This is a genomic window from Mycoplasmoides alvi ATCC 29626 (genome assembly GCF_000701785.1).
Taxonomy (GTDB): domain Bacteria; phylum Bacillota_I; class Bacilli_A; order Mycoplasmatales; family Mycoplasmoidaceae; genus Mycoplasmoides; species Mycoplasmoides alvi.
Window position 1 is genome coordinate 1 of the sequence record NZ_JNJU01000001.1, and the last position, 21,074, is coordinate 21,074.

17 protein-coding genes are annotated in these 21,074 nt (G+C 25.8%); 16 read left to right on the top strand and 1 reads right to left on the bottom strand.

Translation table 4 applies throughout. The features are described from left to right. The 16 genes from T383_RS03915 to T383_RS0100075 all read left to right on the top strand — a co-directional run. Positions 1-834: hypothetical protein (locus T383_RS03915; protein ID WP_033159642.1), on the top strand; the 834-nt coding region annotated here is incomplete at its 5' end. Positions 835-1,111: 277 nt separating this feature from the next. Continuing rightward, positions 1,112-2,191, top strand: coding sequence for a pyruvate dehydrogenase (acetyl-transferring) E1 component subunit alpha (pdhA, locus tag T383_RS0100010; protein ID WP_033159643.1), 1,080 nt, complete (start codon positions 1,112-1,114; stop codon positions 2,189-2,191). A 25-nt stretch (positions 2,192-2,216) separates the two neighbouring features. Next, entirely contained in the window at positions 2,217-3,200 is a 984-nt protein-coding gene (locus T383_RS0100015) for an alpha-ketoacid dehydrogenase subunit beta (RefSeq protein WP_033159644.1), read from the top strand. Between the two features lie 33 nt (positions 3,201-3,233). Beyond that, positions 3,234-3,773 (top strand): biotin/lipoyl-containing protein, encoded by a 540-nt coding sequence (locus T383_RS03980; protein ID WP_211246828.1) that lies wholly within the window; start codon positions 3,234-3,236, stop codon positions 3,771-3,773. Positions 3,774-3,777: 4 nt separating this feature from the next. Then, positions 3,778-4,632: a dihydrolipoamide acetyltransferase family protein gene (locus tag T383_RS03940; protein ID WP_052663864.1), complete on the top strand. Its 855-nt coding sequence runs from the start codon at positions 3,778-3,780 to the stop codon at positions 4,630-4,632. Between the two features lie 2 nt (positions 4,633-4,634). Beyond that, positions 4,635-6,017, top strand: a complete 1,383-nt coding sequence (gene lpdA, locus T383_RS0100025) for a dihydrolipoyl dehydrogenase (protein ID WP_033159645.1) — start codon at positions 4,635-4,637, stop codon at positions 6,015-6,017. Positions 6,018-6,033: 16 nt separating this feature from the next. Beyond that, positions 6,034-7,041: a lipoate--protein ligase gene (locus tag T383_RS0100030; protein ID WP_033159646.1), complete on the top strand. Its 1,008-nt coding sequence runs from the start codon at positions 6,034-6,036 to the stop codon at positions 7,039-7,041. 110 nt (positions 7,042-7,151) lie between these two features. Continuing rightward, positions 7,152-8,462 carry a glycosyltransferase family 2 protein gene (locus T383_RS0100035; RefSeq protein WP_052663867.1) on the top strand — a complete coding sequence of 437 codons (1,311 nt, stop codon included), beginning with the start codon at positions 7,152-7,154 and terminating at the stop codon, positions 8,460-8,462. A 328-nt stretch (positions 8,463-8,790) separates the two neighbouring features. Further along, a complete protein-coding gene (tsf, locus tag T383_RS0100040) occupies positions 8,791-9,708 on the top strand; it encodes a translation elongation factor Ts (RefSeq protein WP_033159648.1) in 918 nt (305 codons plus the stop codon). A gap of 38 nt (positions 9,709-9,746) precedes the next feature. After that, positions 9,747-10,469, top strand: coding sequence for a UMP kinase (gene pyrH / locus T383_RS0100045; protein WP_033159649.1), 723 nt, complete (start codon positions 9,747-9,749; stop codon positions 10,467-10,469). 14 nt (positions 10,470-10,483) lie between these two features. After that, complete coding sequence (gene frr, locus T383_RS0100050) at positions 10,484-11,035, top strand: ribosome recycling factor (RefSeq protein ID WP_052663868.1); 552 nt, start codon at positions 10,484-10,486, stop codon at positions 11,033-11,035. Between the two features lie 17 nt (positions 11,036-11,052). Beyond that, entirely contained in the window at positions 11,053-11,748 is a 696-nt protein-coding gene (gene uppS / locus T383_RS0100055) for a polyprenyl diphosphate synthase (RefSeq protein ID WP_033159650.1), read from the top strand. Next, positions 11,735-13,063 (top strand): phosphatidate cytidylyltransferase, encoded by a 1,329-nt coding sequence (locus T383_RS03665; RefSeq protein WP_169735579.1) that lies wholly within the window; start codon positions 11,735-11,737, stop codon positions 13,061-13,063. The genes uppS and T383_RS03665 overlap by 14 nt, the downstream gene beginning before the upstream one ends. A gap of 8 nt (positions 13,064-13,071) precedes the next feature. Further along, a complete protein-coding gene (locus T383_RS0100065) occupies positions 13,072-14,172 on the top strand; it encodes a hypothetical protein (RefSeq protein WP_033159651.1) in 1,101 nt (366 codons plus the stop codon). Further along, complete coding sequence (locus T383_RS03945) at positions 14,173-14,958, top strand: site-2 protease family protein (protein WP_033159652.1); 786 nt, start codon at positions 14,173-14,175, stop codon at positions 14,956-14,958. A gap of 13 nt (positions 14,959-14,971) precedes the next feature. Further along, positions 14,972-19,330 carry a PolC-type DNA polymerase III gene (locus tag T383_RS0100075; RefSeq protein ID WP_033159653.1) on the top strand — a complete coding sequence of 1,453 codons (4,359 nt, stop codon included), beginning with the start codon at positions 14,972-14,974 and terminating at the stop codon, positions 19,328-19,330. 377 nt (positions 19,331-19,707) lie between these two features. Here T383_RS0100075 and ffh read toward each other — a convergent pair whose 3' ends face one another. After that, positions 19,708-21,045 (bottom strand): signal recognition particle protein, encoded by a 1,338-nt coding sequence (ffh, locus tag T383_RS0100080; protein ID WP_033159801.1) that lies wholly within the window; start codon positions 21,043-21,045, stop codon positions 19,708-19,710. Positions 21,046-21,074 lie beyond the last annotated feature (29 nt).

The following is a 21,074-nucleotide window of genomic DNA, read 5'->3' on the forward strand; positions in this document are numbered from 1 at the left end:
TCTGATGTTAAAAATAATATTGTTTTAATCAATGTTGAAAGTACAACATCTCCAAGTTCTGCTATTAATGTTGTCATGAACAATCAAAATACAAAACAATCTTTTTCACAAATTATTCCTTTTAAAGTTCTAATTAAAAATAAAAATCTTATTAATGATCCTAAAGATGAATCAAAGATAATTAGAAAATTAGATTTAGAAATTCAATTTGATTTAACCAATGTTGATAAATCCTTAATTAATTGCTTGTTTATGAATTCTTCAATTAACAACAGTATTTATAAACAAATTCATGACAAATTTAGAACTTCATTAGCAAATTATTTTATGACTAACTTTTCAAGTGTTTTTAATTCTGAAATCCAAACTTTACTTTTTAATACAATAAATGATTTAGAAATCGATAATTTTGATGATGTTGCTGTTGAAAATCCTTCAACAAGTGTTAAACCTTCATTTTCTGTATCTATCAAATCAGCACCTACTTCTAAAGGTGATATTGGCATTGAGTTAACTAATTTAGATGTTAGTATAATATTAACAATTGTTGTGTCAACATTCATATTAATTGTTGGCATGTTCCAAGCGATTTTTCTAATTCTTAAAAAGAGAAGAAAAGCCAATGAAACTCAACTTAATTTTATAAGACATAATAGTCCAAACTTAAAATTTTTAGAGAAGAACAAAGAAATAATTAAAGGACCAACTATTAAATCTGCCAATAATTCTAATTTCATCATTAAATGAAATGTTACTACTATTCACAATAATAATAATAATAGTGATATGAATTCAAATAAAAAAAAGCAATTGGAATCAAAAAAAATTCAATAATAAATTGTTTTCTTCTTGATCAAAATTTAAATCAATTAACAATAAAAAATAAAATTAAATAGTTTTTTCTAAATTATAAACAAACTTATATTTAGCAATTAGGATAATTTTAGATCATTTGTACTTTAATTTTTATTTAAACATTTAAAAACTTTAAACTATATTGACTAAAGTTAAAATTATTAAAAATAATTTAAACTTATTCAAATATAATTTTATTTTTTTTCTTTTATAATTTACTTGATTGCATTTGTTTTATGATTTTAAGGAAGAGCCTATGTCGATTCTTGTAAAAAGTAAATTTCCTGAAATGTTGTTTCAGGTTTTAGATAAAAATGGTAATTTTATTGATCCTAATTATAAATCTCAATTAAGTGTTGATAAAGTAATTGAAGCATATTATTGAATGAATGTTAGTCGTGAGCGTGATAAAAAAATGCTTCTTTGGCAACGTACAGGTAAGATGTTAACATTTGCTCCATGCATGGGAGAAGAAGCGTTGCAAATGGGAACATCTTTGGCTATGCGACAAGGAGATTGGTTGTTGCCAGCTTTTCGTTCTGATTGTATGTTAGCGCATAGAAATGTTCCATTACATAAAATCTTCCTATATTGGTCTGGGAATGAAAAAGGCAGTGCATTTGATACTAGTTTAAATATTCTTCCAGTAAACATAACAATTGGTGCACAAATTTCTCATGCAGCTGGTATTGGTTATGCTTTAAAAACAAAAGGTTTAAAAAATGCAGCTGTAACATTTATAGGTGATGGTGGAACAGCTGAGGGTGAATTTTATGAAGCAATTAATATGGCTGCAATTCATAAATGAAATTCTTTATTTTGCATAAATAACAATCAATTTGCTATTTCCACAAGAACAAAAAATGAATCTGCAGTAAAAGATTTATCATTAAAAGCAATTGCATTTGATATTCCTCGTGTTCGTGTTGATGGTAATGATCTATTTGCTTCATATGATGCAGCACTTGATGCTTTGACTTATGTTCGTAATGGTTTTGGTCCAGTTTTAATTGAATTTGTAACTTTCAGACAAGGACCACACACTACATCTGATGATCCAACTATTTATCGAAGTCAACAAGAAGTGGATGAAGCACTTCAATACGACCCAATTGATCGTGTTCATAAATGATTAGTTAACAATAATCATTGAGATGAACAAAAAGAAAGTGAAATGAAAAATAAAATTCAAAATTTAATTGAATCAGAGTTTGCTATTGCACAAGAAAATATGCATTCTACTGTTGATGATGTTTTTGACCATCAATATGGAGAAATGTATGATGACTTGAATGAACAAAAAATGATTGCAAAACATTATTTTGGTAATAAGTAAGAAAGTGTGTTATTAAGGTATAAATATGAGTAAAACAATTACAGTTAATAATATTGAAGCATTGAATAATGCAATGGACCTTGCACTAGCTAATGATTCAAGTGTTGTACTTTATGGTCAAGATACAGGTTTTGAGGGCGGTGTTTTCCGCGCTACTAAAGGTTTACAAGCTAAATATGGAGAAACTCGTGTTTGAGATGCACCAATTGCAGAGGCTTCTATTGTTGGTTCAGCAATTGGAGCTTCACTTGCTGGTTTAAAGCCAATTGTTGAAATTCAATTTTCAGGATTTAGTTTTCCAGGAATGATGCAATTATTTACACATGCTGCAAGATATCGTAATCGTACAAGAGGAATGCGCAATGTTCCAATTGTTGTAAGAATGCCAATGGGTGGTGGTGTAAGAGCACTTGAACATCATAGTGAAACTTTAGAAACATTATATTCACACATTCCGGGTTTGAAAGTAGTAATGCCAGCTACTCCATATGATGTCAAAGGATTATTTTTGGCTGCTATTAATGATCCTGATCCAGTAATTTTCTTTGAACCAAAACGTGTTTATCGGGCATATAGACAAGAAATTCCTGAAGTTAGTTATACTGTTAAAATTGGTGAAGCTAATATTATTCAACCTGGTAGTGACATTACAATGGTTACTTATGGACCAAATGTAATTGATTGCTGAAATTTAATTAATTCACCTGAAATTGCAAATAAATATTCAATTGAATTAATTGATTTAAGAACAATTAAACCATGAGATCAAAATATGGTTTTAAATTCAGTTTGCAAAACTGGTAGATTAATTGTTGTTCATGAAGCTGCTAAATCATTTGGAATAGGTGCTGAAATTATTGCAACTGTTAATGATAAAATATTTAGTTATCTTAAAACCGCACCTAAGCGTGTGACAGGTTTTGATATTACTGTTCCATTAGCAAAAGGTGAACATATTCAATTTTCATTAGATCAACGAATTAAAGATGCATTAAATCAAATGAAATAAGTTTGTTATTAAAGATTAGTTGAGGTTATAAAAATGTTTGAATTTAAATTTGCAGATATAGGTGAAGGCTTAGAAGAAGGTAAAGTGGCTAGTATTCTAGTTTCTGAAGGTCAAGCTATTAATGAAGGTGATTCATTATTTAGTGTGGAAACTGATAAGGTTACTACTGATATTCCTGCACCTGTTAGTGGTATTATCACTAAGATTTTAGTTAGCAATGGTGAAGATATTCATGTAGGTCAAACACTTGCATATATTGATACTGAAAGCACCAACAATACTTTTGCTCCTGAAAAAAAGATTTTAGATGTCAATAATTCATCTATTACTCCGATTGTTGAAGCACCAAAGGTTGTTTCAACATTTACTTCAGAACCCGCTCCAATTCCCACATTTAAACCAACATTTACTCCTGTTTCTAATTCATCATTACAATCTACTAACAATTTTTCTTTGTCATCAACAACTACTAGTGAAAAACCTTCTCAATCTAATGAAAGTGCTTCAGTTGTTGGTGAAGTGAAAGTTTCTAATAAAATATTACCTCTTTTTGGTAGTCAAAAATTAATTTAGATTTATGAGCAAATCAATTAGTTCTTTTGCTTTAGCAATTGCCAAAGCTCATAACTTAGATTTTCAAAATATTCAAGGAACAGGTTTAAAAGGAAAAATCATGAGTAAAGATATTATTAATAGCATGAATAGTAATAATCAAAATAAAAATGAGAATCAGGATCAAATGCTTGAGATTAGTACAATTCGCAATGCAATTGCTAAAGCAATGGTAACTGCTAAAAATGAGATTCCTGCAACTGTTTTAACATTTTTTGTTGATGTTACTGCTCTTGTTAATTATCGCAATCAAGTTAAAAATAAAGTTCAAGAAATGTATGGATTAAAATTAAGTTATTTGCCTTTTATCATTAAGGCTGTAATTTATGCAGTTCAAAAATATCCTATTTTTAATTCAAGTTACATAAAAGAAACTAATAAATTGCATCTTAAAAATTCAATTAACTTTGGAATTGCTGTTGACACTGAAAATGGATTGATGGTACCTAACATCAAGGATGCTAACCAACTATCTATTATTCAATTAGGACAAAAAGTTATTGAATTAGCAACTAAGGCAAGAAACAAACAACTAAGTTTAAGTGAAATTAAAGGTGGTACTATTAGTTTAACTAATTTTGGTTCCATTGGTGCTGCTTGAGGCACGCCAATTATTAATTACCCTGAAGTTGCTATTGTTGCTCCAGGAAACATTGAAGAGCGCTTATTACGTAATGATAAAAATCAAATTGTTGTTAAACAATTTATGCCATTTACAATTGCTGCTGATCATCGTTGAATTGATGGAGCAGATATTGGTAGATTCATGAAGGTTATTGCACATCATATAGAAACATTAGAAGGTTTAGAAATTAAGTAATTATGAATAATTATGACATTATTGTTATTGGTGCTGGCCCTGGTGGTTATGTTGCTGCTGAACATGCATCTAAAAATGGTTTAAAGTGTTTAGTTATTGAAAAAGGAACTTATGGTGGTGTTTGCTTGAATGTTGGTTGTATTCCTACCAAAGCACTTTTAAAATGTTCTAAAGTAATTAATTATATTCAACATGCCAGTGCTTATGGTGTAGATGTCCCTTTAAATACAGAATTTTCAATTAATTGAAATACTATTCAATCACGTAAACAACAAATCATTAATACTCTAGTTAGTGGAGTTAAATCTATTTTGAAATCAGCTAAGGTTGATACAATTGTTGGTGAAGCAGTTATTGTGGACCCTAATACAGTTGCTGTTAATGACCAAATGTTTAAAACAAAATATATTGTTGTTGCTACTGGTTCTCGACCAAGATCACTGCCTTTACCTGGATTTGAAGAATCAATGCATACTGGTTATATGATTGATTCAAGTATTGCACTTTCTTTACCATCTATACCAAGAAGTTTAACTGTTATTGGTGGTGGTGTAATTGGAGTGGAAATGGCAATTGTTTATCGTAGTTTTGGCACAGATGTTACAATTGTTCAAGGATTAGATCGTATTTTAGAAATTTTAGATATTGATGTCAGCAATGCTGTCACTAAAATTTTAAATGAACGAGGCATTAAAATTATTACCAATGCAAAAATAACTAGTGCAAATAATAATACTTTAAATTTTGAATTAAATGGCAATGCTCAATCAATTACAAGTGATTATATTTTGCAAAGTGTTGGTCGAAAAGCAAATGATGAAATTTTAAATTCATTGAATGTTCAACGTAATGAACGTGGTAATGTTGTTTTAAATAAAAATTTACAAACTTCAGTTCCTAATGTTTATGTAATTGGTGATGCAGCAAGTCAAGTAATGTTAGCACACTATGCTTATCATCATGCAATTTTTGTTGTTGATCATATTTTGAATCGTAATCCAGAACCAGTTGATCCGTTAAAAACACCTGGATGTATTTATATTCAACCAGAAATTGCAACTGTTGGATATACTGAAGAGCAATTAAAAAACAAAAACATTAATTATGTTAAAGTATCATTACCAATGGCTGCTTGTGGCAAAGCAATTGCAGATAGTGAAACAATTGGGTTTGTTAAATTGTTGGTTGGTAAGGAATATGGTGAAATCTTAGGCGCCCATATTATTGGTTCAACTGCAAGTGATATTATTAGTGAATTGGCTTTAGCAATGAATAGTGAGTTAACTGTTTTTGATTTAGCTAATGCTATTCATCCACATCCTACAGTTGCTGAAATGGTGTCTGAAGCTGCTAAACATTTAATTTATAAAAACTTTAACAAGTAACTTAAGATAGTATATTATGTCATGAATTTTGACAACTGACTCAACTGACCCATATGTTAATGCAGCTACTGAAGAATATTTATTAAAAAAATTTGATTCACATGATGAATTAATTATTTATTTATGAAGAAATGACAATACTATTGTAATTGGTCGTAATCAAAACCCTTTGAAAGAAATTAATTTAGGATTAGTTCAAAACGATAAAGTTAATTTATTTCGCCGCTTTTCTGGAGGCGGCACTGTTTATCATGATTTAGGTAATTTAAATTATACTTTTATACATAAAACAAGTATTAATCAGCCAAATAATTATTTTAAATTGGTTCAACCTATAATTAATTTTTTAAATTCAATTGGGGTTAAAGCTGAGTTTAAAGGCCGTAATGATTTAGAAATTGATGGCAAAAAAATTAGTGGTAATGCACAATATCTTTATCAAGATAAGTTATTGCATCATGGAACTTTGTTATTTCAATTAAATTCAAATAAATTAGCAAAGTACTTAAATGTAGATTTAGCCAAAATTGAAGCTAAAGGAATTGATTCTGTTCGCAAAAGAATAACGAATATTTACGAACATTTACCTAACAAAAATGAGTGATCAATTGATAGATTTGTTAAAGAATGTACAAATTGGTTTATTCAAAAAGATCAAGCCAAATTGATTGAATTAGATGATGAAGCTAAACAATTTATATTTGATCGCGCAAAAAATCATTTTGCAACTTGGGAATGAAATTATGGTAACATTGATGAGTCTACATTTTTAAACAAAAAACGTTTTTCTAGTGGAACTGTTGAAATTTATTTAAAAATTAAAAATGGCTTTATTGAAGATATTAAATTTATTGGTGATTTTTTAAGTATTAAAGATGTATCTGAGTTGCAAGATCAGTTAAAAAATCACAAATACGAACTAAGTGAAGTTAAAGAAATTTTTAATTCAACAAATTTAAGTGATTATTTTGGTCAAATTAGTTCTTTAGAATTATTAGATTTATTATTTAATAATGGTAAATAAATGTTTTTATGATTTTTTGTGTTTTAGTTTCATAATCAAGTAAATTATAAAAATTTAAATAAACCTAAATTTGTTAAATATTAATCTAGATTCTTTTTAGGTTTTATATTTTGACAAATACAATAAACACATTATTTATAATATCAATTGTTTTTTCTCTTCTTTCTTTTGTCTTTAATTTTTTTGAATATTTTTTAGCTTTAATAGGAATTTTTAAAAAAAGAGCTATTTCATTAAGAAAAATCGATTTCTTGCCTAATAAAAAAATTGCTGTTTTAATTGCTGCTAGAAATGAAGAAAATGTAATTAAAGATATTGTTAATTCACTTTTAAATCAAACTTATAATAAAAATTTTTTTCACATATATCTTGTTGCTGATAATTGTACTGATAATACTGCAAAAATAGTTCAAAAGATTGCTAAAAAATTTCCAAATCGTATTACAGTTTTGGAAAGATTTAATGACAAATATAGGGGAGCAAATTTTGCAATTCAATATGCAATTAAATATATTAGAAAATTTATTAATATTTATGATGCTTATTGTTATTTTGATTCTGATAATATTGTTGATAAACATTGATTAAAAGAAGTTGTTTTGCAGTTAAATAAAGGATATGATGTAGTTACTTCATATCGTAATTCTATTAATTTTAAAGATAATTGAATTAGTGCAAGTTATGCAATTCAATTTATCAAAGAGTCAAATTATATAAATGCTTCTAGGAATAGATTTAATATGACTAGTTGAATTAATGGAACTGGTTTTTGTTTTAGTGAAAAGGTTTTACAAATGTCAAATGATTGAGACTTTAATACTCTGTCACATGACATTGAATTTACTCAATTTTTATCTATTAATAATATTAAATGCGGTTATGCAAATGATGCAATTATTTATGATGAACAACCAATTAAATTTAAAGATTCATATGCTCAAAGATTACGTTGATCTAAAGGTTTTTTTCAAGTATTTAAGTTATATTCTTTTAAAGAAGTTAAACAATTATTTTTGTTTTGAAAAAAAGAAAATAAAAATATTAAATCTATTTATGCTAATTTAGCCTTAATTTTTCCACAAGTATTTTTGTTTTTAACTAGTCTATTTTTATATGTTTTAATCTCAATTTTATTATCATGTGTTTCAAATAATGAATTATGTAAATTGATTATTATTCCATGAATGTTTTGAATTTACACACCAATTGCTATTTTTTCAGGTTTATATTTAACATTTCTAGTATTTGCATTAGCGGTTGTTATTCAAGAAAAAAAACGAATTGATTGCAAATTGTATAAAGGAATTATATATGCTTTTATGTATCCTTTTTTTATGTTTACTTATGTTCCTATAAGTATTATTTGTATTTTTTCAAAAAAAGTTTCAGTCAATCCGATAAAGCGGAAAACAAGAATTTAAGCATTTTTAAAAATAGTTTAAAATATTAAAAAAATCTATCAAATCATCTTGTAAAAATTTTGCAAATATATTTGATGAATCAAAAAAAATTAATCATTATGTTGTTAGAAAATAAACTAAAATTTTTGTAAATAATTTTTTTATTTTAAGCAAATATTAAATGTATAAAAATTTTTGAAACGCAATCGCCAAAACTTAATTTGGTTATGTGTTTTTTTGTTTTTAAGAGATACTTTAAATGTATTTTATTTAAATGGTGATATAATAACACATAGTTTTTACATCATAAACACAAATTTAAAATGATATTTCTAGGAAATTTTTAAATATGGCTAGCCAAACTGATTTGATAAAGCAATTAAGGGTAATGACTCAAGCCGGATTCATGGATTGCAAAAAAGCTCTAGATAACACAAATAATGATTTAGATTTAGCAGTTAAATGATTACGCGAAAATGGAATAGCAAAAGCAGCTAAAAAAGTTGATAGTGTTGCTGCAGAAGGTATTATTGCTATTCACGCTAACGATGAAAAAGCATTAATGGTTGAAATTAACTCACAAACAGATTTTGTATCTAAAAATGAATTGTTTTTAGAATATGTTAATAATTTAACTGACTCTCTATTTGCTACTAGTTCAAGTGATGTTAAAGAAGCAAAATCTTTAAAATTAAAAACAGGTAAAACTATTGATGAAACACAAGTTGAATTAACAGCAACTATTGGCGAAAAGATTTCTTTACGTAGAATTGAAAATATTAGCGTGAATTCTACCAATGAATCTATTGGAACTTATTTACATGCTAATAAAAGAATTGGGGTAATTATCGTAACATCTAAGAGTGAAAATAATGATGTTATTAAGCATTTAGCAATGCATATCGCAGCTAATAATCCTAAATTTATAAACAAAGATAATGTTGATTCAATTTGACTTCAAAGTGAAAAAGAGTTAATAGAAACACAAGTTCAAGCAGATGATGCAGTAAAAGAAAAAATTAATAAAGCTCCTGAAAATAAAAAACATGATTTATTAAAAACAATTATTGAAGGTAGAGTTAACAAACTTTTAGTTGAATCCTGTTTGGAATCACAACCATATTTAATTGATAGTTCTAAAAAAGTTGGTGAAATTTTAAAAGAGTTGAATTTATCTGTAAAAAAATTTGTTCGTTTTGAAGTTGGCGAAGGAATTGATAAAAAAATTAGTAATTTTGCTGAAGAAGTACAATCTCAAATGAAATAATGTTTTTACATAAATAAATTGTTTTGCAGATCTAAATTATGAATAAGACAAAAAAAATTCGCATTTTGATAAAAATTAGTGGAAGTTCTTTGCAAAATCAGCAAAATACTGATGCATTTTCTTTAGATAAGTTAACTAATTTATGTAAGCAAGTAAAAACATTGCATTCTCAGTATGAAATTGGAATTGTTGTTGGTGGTGGCAATATTTGAAGAGGCAGGGTTTCTAAGGATATGAAGATGGACCAAAGACGTTCAGATTATGTTGGAATGCTTGCTACAATTATTAATGCTTCATTAATTGATACTCAACTAAATGCTTATAATGTCAAAAGTTGTGTGCTATCAGCAATTCCTTGCCCTCATTTAGCAGATTTAATAACACCTACCAATATTGATCAAGCATTTGAAAATGATAAAGTTGTTATTTTTGCTGGTGGAATTGGTTCACCATTTTTTACAACTGACACAGGTGCTGCATTACGGGCTATTGAAATTGGAGCTAAAATAATTTTAGTTGGTAAAGATGGCGTAGATGGTGTGTATGATTCTGATCCTAAAAAAAATCCAAAAGCTAAATTTTATTCCAAATTAACATTTAAAGAAGCTATTGATCAAAAATTATCAATTATGGATTTAACTTCTTTTACAATGTGCCAAGAAAATGATATAAAATTAATAATTTTTAATATTGAAAAACCTAATGCAATTGTTAATGCTATTGATGGCAAAATTAAATGTTCAGTTGTTTCATCTAAGTAAAGAAATGAGATCTTATGGAATTAAAAAAATATGAATTAATGTTCAATGATTTAGCATCTAAAAAGATTGATTGATTAAAATCTGAGTTACAAAAAATTCGTTCAGGTAGAGCAATGCCAAATATGTTTGATAATATTAAAGCTGAATATTATGGTGAAATGACTCCTATAAATCAAATGGCCCAAATTCAAATTCCTGAACCAAGAGAAATAATTATAAAACCATATGATCGAAGTAGTATTAATTCAATTCAAACAGCTTTAAATAAACCAGAATTGCACTTAAATTCACAAATTGATGGAGATAAGATTCGTATCAAGTTACCACAACTCACAGAAGAAAATCGAAAAGAATATGTTAAGCATGCTAAACAAATTGGAGAAAAAGCTAAACAAGAAATTCGCTTAGTTCGTCGAGATGTTTTGCAAAAAATTAAGCAAGACAAACATGAAGATGAAGATTTTGTTAGATTTTTAGAAGAAGAAGTGGAAAAATTTACAAAAAAATTTAATAATGAATTAGATTCAATTCTTCAAGCTAAAGAAAAAGAACTTACAACAATTTAGGTATTAATGTTATTTTAATGGCACCTGATCACATTGCATTTATCATGGATGGTAATGGTAGATGAGCAAAATCTAGAAATAAAGAACGAACAGCAGGTCACTCTGAAGGGGCAAAACGTTTAAGAGAAATTATTGAATTTGCAGTAAAAAACAATTTTAAACATATTTCTTTTTTTGCTTTTGGTCTTGATAATTGAAAACGTCCTAAAGCCGAGGTTTATTTTATTTGAAATGCAGTAAAAAAAGTTTTAACTAAAAAATCAATTCAATGGCTTATGGATAATAATGTTAGATTTAGATGAATTGGTTTTTTAGATAATGCAATACCAAAAAACATAAGTAAAATCTTATTAGAAACCATGGAATTAACATCTAAAAATACTAGAACATCAATTAATTTATTTATGAATTATAGTGGTAGAGCTGATATTATTAATGCAGCAAAATCTTTTACTCGTAATGAAAAAATTTCTGAAAATACTTTTAATAGTAAATTGCTAACTTCAGGAATACCTGATGTTGATTTGTTAATTAGAACTAGTGGTGAACAAAGAATTAGTAACTTTATGCTTTGGCAAATTAGTTATGCAGAGTTAATTTTTTATGAGCTAAATTGACCTGATTTTACTATTGAACATTTAATTAAATGTATAGATATTTTTAACAAAAGGCAACGACGCTTTGGAGGTTTAAATGAAAATGAATCTCATTAAATCAAGACCACAATCGCGTTTAATTATTTCAATATTTCTAATATTATATTTTATTTTTTTACTAGTTTTTTCTGCTTTAGGTGATAGTTTTAATCATTGATCTCCATGATCTCCAACAGTTAACACTTCAGATCCAGCTTATTTTGTATCCAATGAACTTTCAACAACTAGTATATCTTTCCTAGATACATATGAGCATGCATCTATTAGATTTGCAATGTCATTTATTGTTATTTTTTTACTTTCATTTTTATGTTATTTTTTTGCAAAAGAATTAAATGGCTTAATTTTTAAGCATAAAAAATTAACTTTCTATATCATGTTAAGTCTTTTTATTTTTGTTTTTTTCTTTATTTCACTTTTTTACATGGTGCCAATATATTTTTTTAATAGCTATATTTCCTTTGATGATTTTAGTTCATTCAATAATGGTGGATCTCCACGATATTCTTTATTTTTAGGCAATGATAGAAATATAAATATTCCATCATTTTCTTTTGGTTTTTTACAAATTTATGATGGAAAAACATTTGCTTTATTTGGCTTATTAGTATCTTCTTTATTTGGCTTATTATTAATATTAATTGTTGATTTGTTAATGTTATATTACTATCGTCTTTTTAATAAAAAAAATTGTTTCTCTATTTTAATAATACATCTAATTACAATGTTTGGTTTGTTAACAGGATCTTACATATTAATTATTCGTGGATGAACAACCTTGCTGTTTATATGTTCTATTTCTGTTTTTACTGATACGTATTCATATTTTTTCGGAAAAAAATTTGGTCGCAATCAATTAATTGCGAATATTAGTCCCAATAAAACTTGAGCAGGAGCAATTTATGGAGTTGTTTTTACTACTGGCTCAGTTATTTTAATTTTATTATTGTATGCAATACCAACATTTCAATCAACCCCAAAAATTAATATGATAACCCCTCCCCTTGCATATGATTTAGCACCTCAAAAATATGATCCAAATAATTTAATAACCAATCTTTTTATAATTAGTTTTATAATTTCAGGTTCAACATTTAAAGTATATTGATGAATTGCAACAATTATGATTGTTTTATTTTTATCAATTATTTCAATTATTGGTGATTTAATATTTAGTTACATTAAGCGCAAATATTCTATTAAAGATTATGGACATATTTTAGGTAAACATGGAGGTTTTTTGGATCGTTATGATTCCATGGCAATGATTTTATTTTCTTACATGGTTTATTTATTGTTAGTGTTTATTATTTCTGGTCGTTCTTTATTAGAACCAAATTCTTATGTTTCTAATATTGAATTTAATTTTTAATAGTAAATATGAAAATTATTATTTGTGGTGTAACTGGTAATATTGGACAGCAAACATTAGATGTTGCTAAAAAATTTAATCATGAAATTGTTGGTATAACTTTTAATTCTCAACACAATAAAGCTAAACAAATTATTGATCAATTGAAAATTCCTTACTATTTTTGTCATAATGATTCAACTAAAAGTAATGTGAAAGATTTGCATGATTTAATTTTAAATACAAAACCACAAATGGTTGTTAATGCTATTAGTGGTTATCATGGATTAAATGTTAGTTCTTTAGTTCTTAATCATAAAATTGATTTAGGTTTAGCAAATAAAGAATCAATGGTAATTGCTGGTCACTGATTAAAACAAATCGCAAACAAAAATAAAGTTACTATTTATCCAATTGATAGTGAGCATTCTACATTTAAGCAATTGCTAAATTTAATAAATAAAAATGCTGTTAAAAATTATTTAATAACTGCAAGCGGGGGGCCATTTTGAGGATTTAGCGAAAACAAACTTAAATTAGTAACTTTAAATCAAACATTAAATCACCCAACATGAAAAATGGGAGCCAAAATTTCTATTGATTCTGCAACATTAGCAAATAAGGCATTCGAAATTATAGAAGCTTTTTATTTTTTTAATAGTAAAAATATTATTCCGATTAGACATAAACAATCTATTATTCATGCTGCATTGCAGTTAAAAAATAATTCATATATTTTTGGGGGTTCGATTCCAGATATGAGATTAGCAATTCAAATGTGTCTGGATAAATACAAAAATAGTAACGATTCTCTAGTAAAACCTCTTAATTTAATTAATTTGGATTTATCTTTTGAAGCAATAGATGAAAATAATTATCCATTATTAAAAATTGCAAAAGATGTTATTGATAAACCAGCTAGTACAAGAGGCGCTGTTTTTAACGTTGTTAATGATTTTGCTGTTAATTTATTTATGCAGAAACAAATTAATTTTTTTGAAATTACTAAATTTATAACAAATTTTTACTATAGATATAAACACAAAAAAATATCAGGAATAGTATCTGTTTATGAATTAATAAACTCTTTATTAAATCAATTAAATTTAACATGAAAGGATTATTTGTAAGTGAATCCAATTAATGTATTTTTAATTTTATTAATAATTCTTTTTAGTATTTTAATTGGTTTAACTATTCATGAACTTGGTCATTTTATTTTTGCCAAAATATTTAAAGTAAATGTAAAAGAATTTTCAATAGGTTTTGGTCCTGTAATTTGATCTTGATATACCAAAAGCAAATTATTAAAAATTTCTATTAGATTATTGCCAATTGGTGCATATGTAATGATGGATTCGAAAGCATTACGAAAATCATATCTAGATTTTCCAAATTTAAAAAATTATCACTTTTATTTGTATCCCAAACCATATAAAACATTTCTTTTTGATGAACTAAATTTATGAAAAAAAATAATAATTATTTTTGCTGGGATATCTTTTAATTTTTTATTTTTTTTCATTTTTTGAGGAATATGAAGTTTTATTAATCCTAATTTATTTTTGCAACTTAATAAATTTATTGAAAATTTTTTTATTGGAATTGGAAAATCTTTTGTACTATACAACTTATGATCAGGTCAAAATAGTAGTTCACAAGAAGTACCTTCGATTTTAAATTCAATACCTAATGGTGATTTTCTTTTAAGATATTTAATTTCAATTAATTTAGGAATAGGGCTTTTAAATTTAATTCCAATTCCTCCATTAGATGGTTGAAAATTTATTAGTTTATTTATTGAAAAAATATTAAAAAAAGATCTACCAAATAAAATTCAAACATTTTTGTCATTATTTGGTGTTATTGTACTTTTATGGATTACAATAGGAAGTATTATAAATTCTTTTGTGTAAATAAAAACCAAATATGTTTTCTAAAATTGAGCAAATTATTTTAAATTTTCACATTTTAAATAAGTCAGATTGAAAATTATTAAAAGAAAAAATTATTAATTTTTATCCTACTTATTTACACAAATTTGATTTGTTAAATTTAACTTTAGATATTAGTGATTTTTTGGATCCATATTTAATGGATAAACTTATTAGTAATGTAACCAAAATAAAAGATATAAAAATTAATTTTATTTTTAATGTAAAAAAAGACATAAATAAAAATGTATTTATAAATTATTGAAATTATTTTTTTATAGTTAAAAAAAATAATTTAAAAATATCTGAAATTTCTAAAAAATTTAGTTTCAATTTAATTGACAATAATACGATATCGTTAACATTTACAAATGAATTAGAATATAAACATTATTTAAATTACAAAAATGATTTTTTAAATTTTTTAGTAAATTATGGTTTTTCTAAAAATTTACAAATTAATTGTTTTTTTGAAAAAAATGAAAATTTTACTTTTAAGGTGGCTAACGAAAAAACAAATACTTTTATAGATTTTAATAAAGACAACAATACCCATAATTTAATTATTGACAAAATGTTAGTTAAAACCAAAATTACTTTAGAAAAAATTATTGAATGAAACAATATAGCTAAGCAAACAAGCAAAAACTTATCTGATATTACAGAAAATGACAAACTTATTGTCATTAATGGAAAAATTTTTGATATTAATGAAAGATTAATCAAAGATACAAAAATTTTTGAATTCAAAATTACTGATTATACAGATTCATTGTTTTTGATAGCATACACAAAGGACAATTCTAACTTAGATGAAAACTATTTAAAAACATTTAAGGTAAATGATTGAATAAAAGTTGAATGTGAAATTTTTGAAAATAAATATCGTTCTAATGAGATTTGCGGAAAAATAAAAAAAATTGTGTCTATTGATGTACCTACTAAATATACAAGAATTGAAAATGCACCTAAGAAAAAAATTGAATTTAGCTTTCATACAAAAATGTCTGCTTTTGATGGAATTAATGATGTATCTGAATATTTAAAATTTGCCAATAATCTTAACTGATCTCATGCTGCTATAACGGATATTAACAATGTTCAATCATATCCAGAAGCAGCTACAAATGCTAATAATGTACAAGTAATATATGGTTTAGATTGTGAACTTTTAGATAATTTAATTCCTATTGTTCTCAATCCTAAAAATATTTTATTAGATGATGCATCTTATGTAATTTTTGATTTAGAAACATCTGGTCTTTATCCATTTTATGATGAAATTATTGAATTTGGCGGCATTAAGATTCAAAATGGAATTGTTGTTGATAAAATTAATTTTTTTATTAATCCAGGATTTAAAATTTCAAATAAAATTTCTAGTTTGACCAAAATAACCAATGAAATGTTACAAGAAAAAGGTTTAAGTATTAAAGATGGTTTAATTAAAATTGCTGATTGAATTGGTGATAGCGTTCTTGTGGCTCATAATGGTATTGATTTTGACTTTCAATTTTTACAAACAAAATTATTACAAAACAACATGAAATTTTTAAATAATGTAATGATTGATACCTTAAGGATTTCATGATCACTTAATGAACAATATGCTTATCATTCTTTAGGTTCTATTGCTAGAAAATTAAAAATTAAATATGATGAAACAGCAACACATAGAGCTGATGTGGATGCAGAAATTCTTTATGAAATATTTAAAATATTTAAAAATCAGTTGCTTGCTAACAAAATTTTTAATGTTAATGATCTCAATAATAAGTTACAAAATTCTTCATTAAGAAAGCGTGCTCATGGATATAGAGCATTGATTTATGCAAAAAATCAAAAAGGATGCAAAGCTATTTATGAATTGGTATCAAAATCGTTAACAACAAATTTTACACTTAGACCTAAATTATATTGACAAGATTTAGAACCATATAGAGATAATATAGTTATATCTTGTAATCCAAATGAGGGTGAAATTTTTAAAAGTGCTTTATATAATAATGATGATTTTTTATCTCATAAAATTTCTAAATATGATTTTATTTTAATTAGTCCACCACATTGAAATGATCATCTTATTAATGCGAATGATTTAAAATTTGATTCAGTATGTGATATTTTGAATAGGATAATAAAATTATCTAAAAATAATCAAAAATTAGTGGTTGCAACTAGTGATGCATATTATATTAATCCATGAGAGCAAAGTTACTATAAAATAATTACTTGTACTAAAACATTAAATAATCAATATCATCGTTTTTTTAGAAAAAACAATAATATTGATCAATTTGTTCCATCAGCACATTTGCGTACAACAGACGAAATGATTGAAGAATTTAGTTTTTTAAAAAGTAAAAAAATTATTAATGAAATTGTAGTTGAAAATGGCCACAAGGTTTTAAATTTATTTAATTTTCAATTAATTGAACCTATAAAAAAAGGATTATATCCACCTTCATTACATGGTTCCAATGATAATTTAAAAGAATTAGTGGAAATAAATTTACTCAAAAGATATGGAAAAAATATTCCTTTAATTATTAAAGATCGTATTGATATGGAAATGAATTCAATAATTAACAATGGTTACGGAATTATTTATTGAATTGCTCATTTATTAGTTAAGCGATCTAATGAACAGGGTTATTTAGTTGGTAGTCGGGGCTCTGTTGGTTCTTCTTTAGTAGCAACATTATCAGGTATTTCAGAAATTAATCCTTTACCTCCCCATTACACTTGTTTAAAATGTAAAAAAGTTCAATTTGATAATTCAGTTGATGATGGTTTTGATTTACCTAATAAAAAATGTGATAATTGCGACGGTGAAATGATTGGTGATGGTCATGATATCCCTTTTGAAACTTTTATGGGATTAGAAGGTAACAAAGTACCTGATATTGATTTAAATTTTTCTGGTGAATATCAAGGTGAAGCTCATAACCATGTAAGAACTTTATTTGGTGATTCTCATACATTAAGAGCGGGAACAATATCAACAGCAGCAGAAAAGACTACCTTTGGGTATGTTAGAAATTATTTTTTAGATTTTAGTGATCAGATTAATAATAAAAAACAAACAGAAATTGAACGTTATGCAAAAGTTTTATTAGGAATTAAAAGAACTACAGGTCAGCACCCTGGAGGTATCATGGTATTTCCTAAAGAATATGATATTACAGATTTTACTCCTTATAATTATCCTGCTGATGATACAACTAGCGAATGGAAAACAACACATTTTGCTTTTGAATTTTTACACGATTCTTTACTGAAATTAGATATTTTAGGTCATGATGATCCAACAATGTTAAAAATGCTTTGAGATATTACAGGAATTAATCCAATAGAAATTCCTCATTATGATCATGATGTTATGCAACTTTTTTCAGGTTTGAAAAGTTTAAAAATAAATTCTAATGATTTACTAGGAGAACAAACAGGAGTTATTGGAATCCCTGAATTTGGTACTGATTTTGTAAGAAGAATGTTAGTTGATGCTAATCCTAAATCATTTGCTGATTTAATTCGAATTTCAGGTTTATCACATGGAACAGATGTTTGAGCCAATAATGCACAAACATTGATTCAAAAAAATAATTTGCAACTAAATGAAGTTATTGCTTGCCGTGATGATATTATGACTTATTTAAAAAAATGTGGTTTAACAGCTAATGATGCATTTAACATTATGGAGCTTGTTAGAAAAGGTAAATCATTATCTATTAAATTAATTAATTTAATGAAAGAACATAATGTACCTAATTGATATATTGACTCTTGTAAAAAAATTAAATATATGTTTCCAAAGGCACATGCAGCTGCATATGTTTTAATGGCATGAAGAATTGCATGATTTAAAATTAATCATCCATTAGAATATTATGCAACTTTATATTCTATTAAACTAACTGAACATGATATTCCAACTTGTGTACTTGGAAAAGAACAGGTTAGACTCCAATTACAAAGTATTCAAAAAAGATTAAATAATCCTAGAACTAAAAAAGATGTTAGTAAAAAAGAAATTGAATTAATTACAACATATGAATCTTATTTAGAAATGTTATTACGTGGTTTTAAAATGAGTCCAATATTAATTGATAAATCATTAGCAACTAAATTTGTAGTTATTGACAATCAAATTATTCCACCATTTACCACAATTCATGGTTTGGGAGATGTTGCAGCAGAATCAATTGTTAATGCAAGAAATGAAAAAATGTTTACTTCAATATTAGATTTAGCAAGTAGAACTAAATTAACTAAAACACATATCAATGAATTACGTACTTTAAATATTCTAAGTAATTTACCTGAAGATGATTCAATTAAATTATTTTCTTAAATAATTTTTTGTAATTTATTCATGATACAAATATTTAGAAATTAAATATAAATTATTGAGCATTTAAAACTTATTTATTTTTAATTCTTATTAAATTGATTATTGGATCTTTTGAAAAGATAATAATTTTACATGTTATTTTATAAACTTTTTAAAATTTTAATAGAGTGCAAAAAATTAAAAATAACTTTGAAAAGTGTGACGCACTTGATTGTTAATTAATGGATTATTTTTGATTATCAAAAGAAGATCAAGATTATATATTCAAAACCATTAATAGAATGAATGCTAATGTTGAAGTTATTTTAGAAAATAATTTATTCGAAGCCGAATAATAAAAATAATTTACTTTTAAATAAATTTTATTAATAAATGATTTATTTCATAAAGTCTAAGAAAGGATTTTTGCCTTTTTTTATGATTTTGCCCATTGCCTCCATTTGCTTTTGCGATTCTTCTCATTTTTTTAATAATTTATTTAATTCATCAGGTTTACGACCTGATCCTTTAATGATTCTTACTTTTCTAGAAGTTTCTTTTTGCAAAATTTTAGGATGTCTTCTTTCTTTTAAAGTCATTGAAGAAATTAAAATTTTTCAAATTTTCATTTTTTCTTCAATTTCATCCAATTTGTTTGAACCTATGTTTAATGAACCTGGCATCATTTTCATAATAGAACTCAAACTACCCATACGATTCATTGCATCCATTTGACGAATTAAGTCTTCTAAATCCATTTTACCTGATAGCATTTTTTGCAAAGTTTTAGTTGTGTCTTTTTGATCAATGTTATCTATAGCTTTCTCAGCTAAAGACATAACATCTCCTAATCCTAATATTCTATCAGCCATTCTTTCTGGATAAAAAATATCTAATGAACCTAATCTTTCACCAACACCAGTAAACTTAATTGGAACATCTAAAAGACTAGTGATAGATAATGCAGCACCTGCGCGTGCTTCCGAGTCTAATTTAGTAATAATAATTCCAGTTAGTTTTAAATAATTATTAAATTCATTAGCTACATTAATAATTTCTTGCCCTGACATTGCATCAACTACTAAAATAATTTCATCTGGATTAGTATTTTTTTTAATTTCAACTAATTCATTCATTAACTCTTCATTAGTCTGTAATCTACCAGCAGTATCAAATAAAATACAGTCAGCATTATGTTCTTTAGCCATTTCTAATGATTCACTTGCTGTTTTAGCAGGATTTTGGTTTCCTTTTTCATAGAACAAACAATTTACTTCATTTGATAATGTTTTTAATTGGTCAATTGCAGCAGGTCTATAGATATCTAAAGCAACCATAATGGGTTTTTTGTTATGCTTAGTTTTTAAAAATTGTGCTAATTTACCAACAGTTGTTGTTTTACCAGACCCTTGTAGACCAACAAACATAATTTTTAATGGATGTTTATTTAAATTTATAGAACTATTTTGTTTTCCAAGAATATTAATTAATTCGTCTTTAATAATTTTTAAAAAAATTTGTTGTGGATCTTGACCAACATCAACAATATGACCAACAGTCTTTTCTCTAATTGATTTAATAAAATTTTTAACAACTTGCAAATTAACATCAGCATCCAATAAAGTAATTCTTATTTCTTTAAGAACTTCTGTAATATCTTCTTCTTCAATTGTTTGCATTTCTAGTCTTTTACGCATTTTTTTGGCAACAATTGAAGTTATCATTGTTTTTAATAACATTTTATAAATCCTCTATAAGTTTGCTT